The organism is Chryseobacterium oleae, from assembly GCF_900115055.1.
Lineage (GTDB): Bacteria > Bacteroidota > Bacteroidia > Flavobacteriales > Weeksellaceae > Chryseobacterium > Chryseobacterium oleae.
Map to the genome: position 1 here is coordinate 193,012 of NZ_FOVD01000009.1, position 13,057 is coordinate 206,068.

A 13,057-nucleotide genomic window follows, 5' to 3' on the forward strand; every position below is an offset into this window, starting at 1 on the left:
TAACAACTAATTTATGAAAAATATTTCATCGGTATTGTTAATTTCTGCGCTGGCACTTAACCAATCTTGTACTACAATGAAGAAAACCGATACTCAACAGGAGATTCCTGTTACCGATCCATCCTTATCTTCAAACCCTTTTATGAAGAAAAGCAAGCTTCAGTACGAAGCTCCGGAATTCGATAAAATTAAAAATGAACATTTCAAACCTGCTTTCGATTTTGGACTGAAACAGCACGATGCTGAGATCCTGAAAATCGCCAACAATCCGGAAGCGCCTACTTTTGAAAACACAATTGTAGCCCTTGAAAAAAGCGGTGAAGTTTTAAAAAGAGCCACTATTGTATTTTCCAATCTTACAAGCGCGAATACGAACCCTACCCTTCAGGCTTTAGATGAAGAATTTGCTCCTATTTTTGCAGCGCATTCCGATAAAATGTACCTGAATGAAAATTTATATAAAAGAATCAAGTCTATTAAAGAAGACGGCTTAGACTCCGAAGGAAAAAGACTTGTACAGTTTTACAAACAGAATTTTGAGATTGCAGGAGCGAATCTTTCTGCAGCAGATAAAGAAAAATTAAAGCAGATCAATCAGGAACTGGCTTCACTTTCTACGCAATACGCCAATAAATTACTGGAAGCAAGAAAACAGGGCGGTGTATTCTTCTCTGATGCCAAAGAACTTGACGGACTTTCCACAGACGAAATCGAAGCAGCAGCAACGGATGCTAAAACGGCAGGGCAACCTGGAAAATATCTTCTTGCTCTTCAAAATACAACCCAACAGCCACTTCTTCAGAATCTGAAAAACAGAACAACCAGAGAAAAATTGTTCAAAGCTTCATGGCTGAGAGCTGAAAAAGGCGACGGAAACGATACCCGCGAAACCATTGAAAAGCTGGCTAAATTAAGACTTAAAAAAGCTCAGACCCTTGGAAAGAAAAGCTTCGCTGAATGGAAACTTCAGGACCAGATGGCTAAAACTCCCGAGGCAGCAACCAAACTCATGAACCAGATCGCGACTCCTGCTGTGGAAACGGCAAGACGTGAGGCTAAAGATATTCAGGATCTTATTGATCAGCAGAAAGGTGGTTTCAAAGTAGAACCATGGGACTGGAATTTCTATGCAGAGCAGGTAAGAAAAGCAAAATATGACCTTGATGAAAACCAGATCAAACCTTATTTTGAAGTGACTACTGTTTTGGAGAAAGGCGTTTTCTATGCCGCTGAAAAATTCTACGGACTAACTTTCAAAAAGAGAACAGATCTTCCGGTTTATCACCCGGATGTAGTAACGTACGAGGTTTTTGACCACGATGGAAAATCTATCGCGATCTATTATCTTGATTTCTATACCAGAGATTCTAAAAACGGAGGTGCATGGATGAGTAATTTTGTTGAGCAGTCTTATCTTTTAGGAACAAAACCTGTGATCGTCAACTGTTATAATTACCAGAAACCGGCTCCGGGAAAACCTTCACTAATCAGCTATGATGACGTTTCTACGATGTTCCATGAATTTGGACACTCTATCCACGGAATGTTTGCCAGCCAGAAATATCCATCACTTTCAGGGACAAGTGTTCCTAGAGACTTTGTGGAATTTCCGTCGCAGATCAATGAGCACTGGGCTTTAGATCCTGTGGTTCTTAAAAATTATGCAATTCACTACGAAACAAAGCAGCCGATTCCTCAGACTTTAGTTGAGAAAATTAAAAAGGCAGCGACATTCAACCAAGGATATATGACGACAGAACTTGTTTCTGCGGCAGCTCTGGATATGGATTGGCATACCGTTACAAATGAAAGCCAGCTCATTCCTGTTCTTGATTTTGAAAAACAGTCATTGGCAAGCCACGGATTTACTCTGGCTACCGTACCTCCAAGATATCATACGCCTTATTTTGCACACATCTGGGGCGGTGGATACTCAGCAGGTTATTATGCTTATTTGTGGTCTGAAACCCTTGACAACGATGCATGGGAATGGATTAAAAGCAATGGCGGTCTGACCAGAGAAAACGGTGACCGTTTCAGAAAATATATTCTTTCTGTAGGAAATTCTGTAGACCTGAATCAGGCATTCAGAGATTTTACGGGACATGATCCGGATATCAAGCCTTTATTGAGAAACAGAGGTTTTATAAAATAAATTTTACAGAGAAGCATCCAATTGGGTGCTTCTTTTTTTATACGTTTTGGCTAAAGCCGTGGAAATGATTGAATGTTTCCGTTAAATGGGTTAAAACCCATTCCTATTGAATATAAAGGTTTGAGCTTTTTGAGATGTTCCTTATGCCACGGGCTAAAGCCCGTTCTTATTCAACAATGGATATTTCATATTCATTCTTTGTGAAGAATTCATTTTCGGATGCTTTTTTATTCATACAGATGTTTGCGTTATATTTTTTTTTGTTGTTTTAAATCTGTGCGATCTGCAAAATCTGCGCGAAACAAGTAAAAGGTAATCGTTTTAATGAAATAAAAAATCACGTAAATTTGTGCTTTAAAATGTATAACATGAATTGTCCCTGCTGTTCAGGAAAACCTTATGAAGAATGCTGTAAGCCGTACCACACCGGAGAAAAGCATGCGCCTACTGCGGAAGCCCTGATGCGTTCCCGCTTTTCTGCATTTGCAATTCCGAACGGAAAATACCTGATGGAAACAACGTTTCCTCCAAAAAGGAAATATCATAACACCGAAGATCTGCAGGAATGGGGAGAAATTAATGTGTGGACAAAACTGGAAATTGTAGATAAGCCTTCCGTGAGTAAAGTTGAATTTAAAGCTTTTTATACGGATGAGGAAGGAAAGAAACAGCTCCATCACGAATTATCAAAATTCAAAATGATTCAAAACCGGTGGTTTTATGTGAGTGGAGAATTTTTAGAATAAAAAAAATGTCCGGAAAAAATTCCGGACATTTCTTATAGTTTAGTGAGCGTCAATTCCGTCAATTCCATGAGCGTGACCGTGCGTCAATTCTTCTTCTGTTGCAGGACGTGTATTTACAATTTCCACCTGGAAATCTAAAACTTTCCCAGCCATTGGATGGTTAAGATCTGCGATTACTGCTTCAGGGGTAACCTCTACTACAAATGCCTGGAAATTATTTCCCTGACCATCAGATAAAGGTAAGATAGCTCCTATTGGAGGTACTCCTGATTCCTTAAACATATCGATAGGCAATTGCGTGATAGAGTTCGGATCCTGTTCTCCGTAAGCTTCTTCCGGCTGAATAACGAAAGCTGCTTTATCACCAGCTTTAAGGCCAAGGATATTTTGTTCAAATTTTGGAATCATCATTCCTACACCATATAAAAATGTAAGTGGGTTTTCTGCTGTTGTTTCTTCTACAAGAATCTTACTTCCATCTTCTTCGATCGTGTGAAGTATGTAGCTTACTGCTACAACATGGTTGTTTTCAATTGTCATATTTTATCTTTTTTTTCGCGATGTTTTTCACGATTAACGGCACAAATATACTATTTTTGAAATGATTGCCTATTTAAAAACTGTTAAAACAAAAATCTCAAAACAGCCTCTTTTTTACTTACCGTTTTTTGTTTCGTTTCGTTTTTTCTGTCTCAGTACAAAGAGGTACAAGCTTTCTACTTTCGCTCTCGCCCAATCTGTTTTTCTTAAAAATTTCAGAGAAGACTTGATGCTCGGATTATCTGTAAAGCACTTGATATTGATCTGCTCTCCCAGTTTCTCGAATCCTTCATAGTATTCTACCAGTTCTTCAAGAATGGCATCGAGTCTTTTTCCGTGCAGAGGATCTTTTGATTTTTCTTCCATAACGCAGTAAAATTAAAATATTTTATCTGACTTAGCGACTAAAATTGTTTAAACTCCCAATCTTTAGTATTTTTGATGCGTGTATTTTTACCTAAAAACGATTCATTCCGAAAAATAAATATGAGCAAAAATAACGAAGCAAACCGGCAAAAACATAAAAAGAAAATTGATCAGAAAAAACGTAAAATACAAAATGCTGAAGTAGAAAGAAAAGCACGTTTAAAACAAATCCGGGAAGATTTTAAAGCAAGAGAGGCCGATAATAAGCCTTAATAATCACTACTATTTTAAACCCTGGTGGTTTTGAAATCCGACAGGTCATACACTGCCAATTGTCTTTTGCGACAAACAGTATTATTTTTCCCCAAATGTAATTTTTTGCTACTTACAATGTAAACCTTATCTTTAAAATTACATTACCTATTTACTTTAAAATCATAAAAGAATTTTCATGAAAATCCTCCACACCGCCGACTGGCATTTGGGAAAACGACTGGACAGATTTTCCCGTCTGGAAGAACAGATTTCAGCAATGGAAGAGATCATCAGTATTGCTGATGAAGAGAACGTTGATCTTATTCTCGTTGCCGGTGATCTTTTTGACAATTTCACGCCTGGTGTAGAGGCTGCTGAACTGTTTTATAAAACGCTGAAACGTTTATCTCAAAATGGGAAACGCCCTGTTATTGCTATTTCCGGGAATCACGATTCTCCCAACCTGATTAATGCACCTGATCCTCTGGCGCGGGAATGCGGAATTATTTTAATCGGTCATCCGAAAGCTGAAATTCTTCCTTTCGGGACTGAGCATTTTAAGATTATCAATTCAAAAGAGGGCTTTATAGAACTTGAGCTTGAAAATACAGATTTCCCGGTGCGAATTTTACATACGCCTTATGCCAATGAAGTCCGTCTGAAAGAATATTTCGGGGAGAATAAGGAAGAAGAAATCAATAAGGTCCTTTCTGAAACCTGGAAAGAACTGGCAGATCAGTTTTGTGATACTTCCGGAGTGAACCTTCTGACGGCTCATTTGTACATGAACAAAAGAGGGACTGAAATATTAGAAGAACCGGAAGGTGAAAAACCCATTAAGATCGGAAATGCAGACCTCATCTTTTCGGATAGTATTCCGGATCAGATTCAATATACAGCGCTTGGACATCTCCATGCTTTTCAAAATATCGGAACTCCGGAAAAGCCTGTCGTCTATTCATCTTCGCCACTATGTTACAGTTTTAGTGAAGCGGGACAGACCAAGTATGTTTCCATAATTGAAGCGGAACCGGGACAGCCTGTATCATTTATCAAGAAATCTCTTAAAAGCGGAAGACCGTTGGTAAGGAAGACCTTTACTTCCGTTGAAGAGACCGTTCAGTGGCTGACAGAAAATCCATATACGTTTATTGAGCTGACCCTGGAAAGTGAAACCTTTTTAACCGCTGATGAACGGAGAATGATCTATCAATCCCACAACGGCATCGTTCACCTGATCCCTAAAGTTAAAAGCAAGGGACTTACCGAGCAGGAAAGTATAGAAATTAATCTGAATCAGGATATTGAACCTTTGTTCAGAGATTATTTTAAATCTAAAAATGGCGGCCAGGAAGCCAATGAAGAACTGATGAATTTGTTTAACGAAATTTTAAATGCCTAAGCCATGATACCTGTTCAACTGACGATCGAAGGTTTGTATTCCTATCAGGAGCGACAGACCATAGATTTTAAAAACCTTACCGATGCTGGATTATTTGGTATTTTCGGGGCTGTAGGTTCCGGGAAATCATCGGTGCTTGAGGCTATTTCGTTTGCCCTGTATGGCGAGACGGAGCGTCTGAATATGCGTGATAAAAGAGCATATAATATGATGAATTTAAAGTCCAGCAGTTCTTATATCGAGTTTGATTTTATTAATTATGAAAATAAACTGTTCCGGGCAACCCGGGATTTCAGACGAAATTCTAAAAAATTTGAAGATGTAAAGCCTTATTCGGTTACATTTTACGAGCATATTGATGGCAAATGGATTCCACTGGATCATTCCAATGCAGAAGCTATTATAGGCCTGAGCTATTCCTATTTCAAACGGACCATCATTATTCCGCAGGGCCAGTTCAAAGAATTTCTGGAACTGGGCGCTGCTGAGCGAACCAATATGATGAAGGATATTTTTAATCTTCAGCGTTATGATCTTCAGAATAATGCTTCTGCTCTATACGGGAAAAACAGGTCTGAACTGGATCAGCTGGAAGGTCAGTTAAAAGGTTTTGAAGAAATCAATGAAGACAACATTCAGCTTCAGAAAGATTATCTGGTGGAGGAACAGAAGAAGTTCGAAGAATCCAATCAAAAGTTTGAAAAGATTTCAACGACTTATCAGCAGCTGAAAAATTTAAAAACAGATTTCGAAGGTTTAAAACAAAACAGAGAGAATTTTAATAATTTATCTGAACACAAACCCCGAATTGATGCTTTGGAACTCCAGGCAGAACTTTACGACAAAGTATTTCGCGTATTCAATCCTTTAATTGCTGAGAAAAATAAACTTTTCAAAGAAATTGAAGCCAAACAGATTGAAAAGGAGCATCAGATTAAAACTTTACAGGAAACTGAAAAAGATTTTAAAACAATTACAGAACAACTCAGTGTGCTTGAACCGCAGTTTAAGGCATTGGAACGGTCTAGAGCTCAGGAAAACGACCTGAATCTGATCATAAAGATCCTGACCTTTTCCAATGAAATCAAAGCGCTTAAAGACAGAACCCAAAAAGGTTCGGAAAAAGTAAAAGAGGTAGAAGAAAACAGGAATAGTATTCAGAAAAAGATCGATATACTTTCCAAGGATGCAGATATTCTGAAGGAACAGAAAATGGATTCGGCTGTCCTTTCAGCTGTTGGAAACTGGTTTGTTCAGCAGAAAAACTTCAAAAAATCACAGCTGGAGCTGATCAGTAAAATTGAAAACCAACAGAAACAGATCACCAATATTTCTGAGGAACTGAAGCATTTTTCTTATCATGAAAATTTTAAGGAAGATTTCAGGAGTAAAAAGGAAGCGCTGGAAAAAAAGAAAAAAGAGCTTTCGCAAAAACAGGATCATTTAAAAATCCAAAAGGAATTATCGCGTTTTGCGAGTGAACTTCATGACGGTGAAGCCTGCCCGCTTTGTGGCGCTTCGGAACATCCGCATATTGTGGAAATTCAGGATGTACATGCTGAGCTGCAGGAAATCCAGGAGAATATTCATGCTGCAGAACAGGAGATTTTAAAGCATCAGACACAGGAAACTGAAATTGAAAAAATATTAGCCCGAAAAAAAATATTTGAAGAGCAGCTGGCTAATGAGCAGAAAGCATTGACTGAGATTCAGAAAGATATTGAAAATCACCTTCAGCAATTCGTCTGGAAATCATTCAGTTCGGATCATGAAGATGAATTTGAGAAAAAACGCTCAGATTCTTTTGCCATCGAAAAGAAGATGGAGGAAAACACTCAGCAAGTTGCTTTGGAAAGGGAAACGCTGGAAAGAGAAACTAAGACCCTGGATAAATACAGAAGCGCTCTGGAAACTTTCAGACTGGAAGAAGCTGCGAAACAGGAACAGATCAATATCAGCCTTTCCAATCTGAAGACGCTGGACTGGAACAGCTATGAACAAAAAACCGTAGCAGAGGTTGAAGATGCTTACCACAAGCTATTACAGTTGAATTCGGAAACGGAACAGAATTACCAGAAAGCATCACAGCAGGAAAAAATACTTGCTCCTAAACTGGCAGAACAAAAAACGATTGTCGCTCAATCTGAAAAACAGTTGACGGAGCTTGAAAAAGAAATATCTGAAAATAAGGATGCTATCATTCTAGCACTCACTGAACAGAATTTTGCGGATTTTAAAGAAGCCGAAAGTATTTTACGTCAGGAAATTAATGTACAGGAAGCGAGAGCTGAGATTCAAAAATTTAAAATTGATTATGAAACTTTAAAGAAGGTCATTGAAGGTTTGGAATTAAAGCTGCAAGGTCTTTCATTTGATGATGAGCAGTTTTCTCTGGCTGAAAAACAGTTCACTGAAGCTCAGACTGATCTGAAACAGATGAATGATGCCGTTGTAAAAATCAGGTCTGAAATTGAAAGACTGGAAAAGGAATTCCGGAAGAAAGAAGATCTGCTGAAGAATCTCGCGAGCCTTCAAAAGCGTTCTGAAAATTTAAAGCTGATGATGAATCTGTTCAAAGGAGCCGGTTTTGTACAATACGTTTCCTCTATTTATCTAAGACAGTTGTGTGATCACGCGAATGTCCGTTTCCACAGGATGACAAGAAATCAGCTGAGTCTTCAATTGAATGAAAGCAATGATTTTGAGATCATCGATTATCTGAATGAAGGAAGAAGCAGAAGTGTAAAAACCCTTTCCGGCGGACAGGCGTTTCAGGTTTCTTTGAGTCTGGCTCTTGCTTTGGCGGAAAGTGTTCAGTCCCATGCGAAGGCTGATAAAAATTTCTTTTTTATAGATGAAGGCTTTGGAACCCAGGATACGGAATCCGTGAATATCGTTTTTGAAACCCTCACTAATCTGATGAAAGAAAACAGAATCGTAGGAATTATTTCTCATGTGGAAGAGCTTAAAGAAAAGATTCCGACCGCTCTCAATATCGTGAAAGATGAGGAAAGAGGAAGCCTGATTGAAATTGTATAAATTTTAAACGACAATAAAAAACCTCTGCTGTGAGTCAGCAGAGGTTTCATTTTATAGATCCTAAACAGCAGGTTTTACTTCATCCCCGAACAGTTCAATAGATTTCATCATAATATCGTGAGCAGGATCACCGATATCCATATGCCCGATGAATCTCGTGATTCCAAAAATCTCTTTCATATAGGCAATTTTATCCGCTACCTGTGCCGGACTTCCGATGAACAGAGCGCCTTCTCTTGCTCTTCCGCCGTCATACTGCATTTTCGTGTAAGGAGCCCAGCCTCTGGTGGCCCCGATTCTGTCCATCTGAGATTTATAATTATTGAAATATCCGTCTACTACAGCCTGATCATTGCTTACAAACGTATGGGAATGAATTGCGATCTGCATTTTGGAGACGTCATGTCCCGCTTTCTGATATTCCTGTTTGTAAAATTCTACGAGATTTTTAAACTGTACCGGCATTCCTCCGATGATGGCGACTACCAATGGCATTCCTAATTTTGCTGCACTTAAAACCGATTGAGGAGTTCCGCCTACCGCTCTCCAGATCGACAGTTTTCCATCATTTTTGGCTCTCGGATACACCGTTTGATTCTGCATTGGTGCACGAAGTTTCCCTGACCATGTCACATTTTCTTCTGAGTTGATTTTTAAAAGCAATTCTAATTTTTCATCAAAAAGTTCTTCATAATCATTCAGAGAATAGCCATACAACGGAAACGACTCGATAAAGCTTCCTCTTCCGACAAATATTTCAGCTCTTCCGTCTGAGATCAGATCTAAGGTTGAAAAATCTTCATATACTTTCACGGGTTCTGAAGAACTTAACACTGTAACTCCACTTGCCAGCTTTATATTTTTGGTGATACTCGCTGCGGCAGCCAATACCATTTCCGGTGACGAAACTGCATAATCCGGACGGTGATGCTCTCCCATTGCAAAAACATCAATGCCCACCTCATCCATTAATTTTACCTGATCCAGTATTTCACGGATCTTCACACCTGCATCTCTATATTTTCCGGTAGCTTGATCAAAAGCCAGGTCCCCAAACATTCCTATTCCTAATTCCATATTTTTAGATTTTAGATACACAAAATTACGGATGAAAAAGCTCAAAAACATTGATGTTTGTTAAGAACGGATTTTACCTATATTTGGATCTTTCTATAATGATAAAAATGAAACATACCCTAACAGCGTTCTTACTTCTCCTGACCGGCTTCTGTTTTTCACAAAGCAAAACCGAAATTTACGTCATCGGTAACATCCATGACAGTGTGCCCAATTATCATCCTAAAATACTCTTCGACATCCTTGATAAAGTGAAACCGGATATTATCCTTCATGAAGTAGATAGCCAGGGAATGAAAGACTACGAAAACGGCATTAAGATTACAGAAAACGAAATTAAAGCAAGCAATGCTTATCTGAAAAAATATCCGAAAACATTAAGGTTCGCTTTTGATTTTGAAGGCAGAAATCAATACAGAAAAGACAGAGGAATGGTTCCTACGGATAATTTATCGGTGAAACTGATTGACAGTTTGTATAAAGCCAAACTACTGGCTCCTTCCGAAGTGAAGATCTATGAAAATTTCACCAATCTTACGAAAGACCTGATGAAGATTGCTGAACTATCACCGGAGAATTTCAATAATGCCACGACCGACCAAATCTCAGGAAAGAGACAGGATGCCCAGTATGCCGAGCTTTTAAAGATCATTGAAGCAAGACCTGAATTTGCGAAAAGATTTGTGGTAAAGCCAAACGGTGAAAAGATCAGCTACAGAGACGGTTTTAAATTAATGTCCGGATTCTGGGACCTCCGAAACCAGACTATGGCTAAAAACATTTCCAAGATTGCAGCAACCCATCCCGGTAAAAAGATCGTTGTGCTTACAGGTTTCCTGCACCGGTATTACATATTAAAAGAGTTGAAAAGAATCAATAACGGGACTTATGTGACAAAGGAATTTTATGATTAATCCGTTCAATCTGTAGGATATAAAAATTTCAATACTAAAAACAAAAAATCCAGCCTTTCGGCTGGATTTTTCTATTATTTCTTCAGATACTGATCAAAGTAGTCTGTCACTTTCTGCATCAGGTGAACTCTGTCTTTCCCGATCACATTATGCGGATGTCCGGGATAAGCAAAGTAATCCAGCTGAACTCCATTGTCTACCGCAGATTTGATAAATTTAATGGAATGCTGCCATACCACCACATCATCCTGAGCTCCATGGATCATCAGTAATTTTCCTTTCAGGTTCTGAACTTTATCCAGAAGATTCGCTGCTGCATATCCCTGAGGATTTTCCTGTGGCGTATCCATATATCTTTCTCCGTACATGATCTCGTACATTTTCCAGTCGATTACCGGTCCTCCGGCAACACCTACTTTAAATACATCCGGCTTACGAAGCATGAAACTTGTTGTCATAAATCCACCAAAGCTCCATCCATGGATTCCCATTTTCTGAGCATCTACATAAGGAAGAGATTTTAGGTAGTCTACTCCTTTCATCTGGTCATTCATTTCTGTGGTTCCCAGGTTTCTGAAAACAGCCTGCTCAAACTTCATTCCACGGTTGGCAGAACCTCTTCCGTCCATGGTGAAAATAATGTACCCGTTTTGAGCCATATATTCGTACCAAAGGTTTCCGGATGCCGGGAATGTATTGGTTACCAGCTGAAGGTGTGGTCCGTTGTACAGATACACAATTACCGGATATTTTTTGCTCGCATCAAAATCTGTTGGAAGAATGATCTTACCGTAAAGCGGTGTTCCGTCATCAGCTTTTAATTCTACATTTTTAATTTCAGGTCGCTGATAATTTTTCAATGTATTTTCTGCTGTCAGGATATTTGTAGATTTTGCTGTACTGGTATTGATAATGTTTATAGATCTTGGCGTACCTGCATTACTGTAAGTATCGTACAGATAATTTCCGTCGCTGCTTAAAACTCCTGTGTGTACACCGGCTGCATCATCCATACGCTGCATTTTGAAGTTCGTCCAGTTGATCTTGTATAAATGTTTTTCTGTAGGAGTTTCCTTCGTAGATGTGAAATAGATCTCCTTTTTCTTTTCGTTAAAACCTAAGATATCAGTTACTAACCAGTCTCCTTTTGTAATCTGCGAAACCAGTCCTTTTTCAAGACTGTAGTGGAACAGGTGATTGTATCCGGTTCTCTGACTCTGCCAGATGAAGTCTGTATTCGAATTCGGGAAGAACGTAAGCGGATGCTGAGGCTCAACATATTTGTCGCTGGTTTCTTCAAATAAAGTTTTGATCAGGTTTCCTGTAGCAGCATCGTACTGATTCATTTTTACATGATTCTGTCCGCGGTTCAGAACACCTACAAAGATGTATTTTGAATCCGGGCTCCAGGTAACTGCTGTCAGGTACTGATCTTTTTCGCCTTCGATTTTAAGGAACGTGGTTGATTGATTTTTAATATTATAAACACCCAAAGTAACTTCATGAGACTTCTGCCCTGCCATTGGATATTTAATGTTGTGGTTTACAGCCGGCGTTACAGACCAATCGATGATCGGATAATCTGCCACCATCGTCTGATCCATTCTGTAGAATGCTACCGCTTCAGAATTGGGAGCAGGGAAAATTCCTGTATCAATTCCGAATTCATTTCTGTGAACAGTTGCCCCTCCGTTGATGATATTTTCATCAGAATCATTGGTTACAGCAATTGTTTTTCCATTTTTGTTGACAAATAAATTATTCTTTACTGTAAAAGCAAAAGTCTGGTTATCTCCGAACATCTTCACGTTGGAAGCATTTCCTTCTACCGCAGCAGCTGATTTCACTTTCCAGTCGTTTCCGGATTTTTCGATCCAGAACATTTTGTCGTTGGCACTGAAATAACCGTTTGAACCGTTTGTAAATTTAATCTGCGGAACCGCTTTCAGTTTAGCATCAGAAAACGATTTGTTCAGTTGAGTCAGAGACACTAAAGTATCCTGCTTATTGGTCTTAAGATCGGTGATCAGATAACCGCCTTTCACAGCCTGAATGTAAGATTTACCATCCGCAGCCCATGAAAATTGGGAAATATTTTTCACGGCAAGATTCGTTCTCAGTCCGTTTACTGCCTCTGCCATCGTGAATTTTTGGGTCTGTGCGAATGCAGAACTACCCAAAACCAGCATCAATAAAGAAAATTTATGTAATTTCATTGTATAAAATTGAATCCCTCAAAAATAAGAAATAAAAGTCATCCGTTAATAAATGTTAAATTAAAACATTCATAAAACAGGATTAATGTACCGATAAAAATAAATTCTTAACTTAATGGTAGGAAGAATGAGGGGAAACGGATGTGAATGGTGAATCACCAATTGTTAATTTTTCAGCCTCAATAATTGGCATTTCACTTGCGAAGCAAAATTCACCTTTCACAGCAAACATTGTGTCAAAGGTAAATGGTCAATTGTGAATTTTATCAGACCTATAATTGACTATTCACTTGCGAAGCAAAATTGACATTTCACACTCAAAAATAGCACTACTCTCATTTCTTATC

Annotated in this window: 10 protein-coding genes; 6 read left to right on the plus strand and 4 right to left on the minus strand. The window is 38.7% G+C overall.

What is annotated here, in order from left to right:
• The first annotated feature begins 13 nt into the window (after positions 1 to 13).
• The gene (locus BM143_RS21810) at positions 14 to 2,155 is read left to right on the plus strand and encodes a M3 family metallopeptidase (RefSeq protein ID WP_090027280.1); all 2,142 of its coding nucleotides are present in this window, start codon (positions 14 to 16) and stop codon (positions 2,153 to 2,155) included.
• Positions 2,156 to 2,523: 368 nt separating this feature from the next.
• Positions 2,524 to 2,901 (plus strand): YchJ family protein, encoded by a 378-nt coding sequence (locus BM143_RS21815; protein ID WP_090027282.1) that lies wholly within the window; start codon positions 2,524 to 2,526, stop codon positions 2,899 to 2,901.
• A gap of 39 nt (positions 2,902 to 2,940) precedes the next feature.
• Here BM143_RS21815 and BM143_RS21820 read toward each other — a convergent pair whose 3' ends face one another.
• The gene (locus BM143_RS21820) at positions 2,941 to 3,441 is read right to left on the minus strand and encodes an FKBP-type peptidyl-prolyl cis-trans isomerase (RefSeq protein WP_090027285.1); all 501 of its coding nucleotides are present in this window, start codon (positions 3,439 to 3,441) and stop codon (positions 2,941 to 2,943) included.
• A 114-nt stretch (positions 3,442 to 3,555) separates the two neighbouring features.
• Positions 3,556 to 3,807, minus strand: coding sequence for a VF530 family protein (locus BM143_RS21825; protein ID WP_034729898.1), 252 nt, complete (start codon positions 3,805 to 3,807; stop codon positions 3,556 to 3,558).
• Positions 3,808 to 3,927: 120 nt separating this feature from the next.
• On the opposite strand from BM143_RS21825, the gene BM143_RS24085 reads away from it, so the two are divergent.
• From BM143_RS24085 to BM143_RS21835, 3 genes are all read left to right on the plus strand, one after another.
• Positions 3,928 to 4,080, plus strand: coding sequence for a hypothetical protein (locus tag BM143_RS24085; RefSeq protein WP_165571912.1), 153 nt, complete (start codon positions 3,928 to 3,930; stop codon positions 4,078 to 4,080).
• A 178-nt stretch (positions 4,081 to 4,258) separates the two neighbouring features.
• Complete coding sequence (locus BM143_RS21830; RefSeq protein WP_090027287.1) at positions 4,259 to 5,464, plus strand: metallophosphoesterase family protein; 1,206 nt, start codon at positions 4,259 to 4,261, stop codon at positions 5,462 to 5,464.
• 3 nt (positions 5,465 to 5,467) lie between these two features.
• Entirely contained in the window at positions 5,468 to 8,503 is a 3,036-nt protein-coding gene (locus tag BM143_RS21835) for an SbcC/MukB-like Walker B domain-containing protein (protein ID WP_090027289.1), read from the plus strand.
• Between the two features lie 60 nt (positions 8,504 to 8,563).
• On the opposite strand, the gene BM143_RS21840 is transcribed toward BM143_RS21835, so the two are convergent.
• Positions 8,564 to 9,580: an LLM class flavin-dependent oxidoreductase gene (locus BM143_RS21840; RefSeq protein ID WP_090027292.1), complete on the minus strand. Its 1,017-nt coding sequence runs from the start codon at positions 9,578 to 9,580 to the stop codon at positions 8,564 to 8,566.
• 107 nt (positions 9,581 to 9,687) lie between these two features.
• Between BM143_RS21840 and BM143_RS21845 the strand changes: the two genes are divergently transcribed.
• Positions 9,688 to 10,494, plus strand: coding sequence for a hypothetical protein (locus BM143_RS21845; protein WP_228430927.1), 807 nt, complete (start codon positions 9,688 to 9,690; stop codon positions 10,492 to 10,494).
• 74 nt (positions 10,495 to 10,568) lie between these two features.
• On the opposite strand, the gene BM143_RS21850 is transcribed toward BM143_RS21845, so the two are convergent.
• Complete coding sequence (locus BM143_RS21850) at positions 10,569 to 12,710, minus strand: S9 family peptidase (protein ID WP_090027296.1); 2,142 nt, start codon at positions 12,708 to 12,710, stop codon at positions 10,569 to 10,571.
• Positions 12,711 to 13,057: the final 347 nt, after the last annotated feature.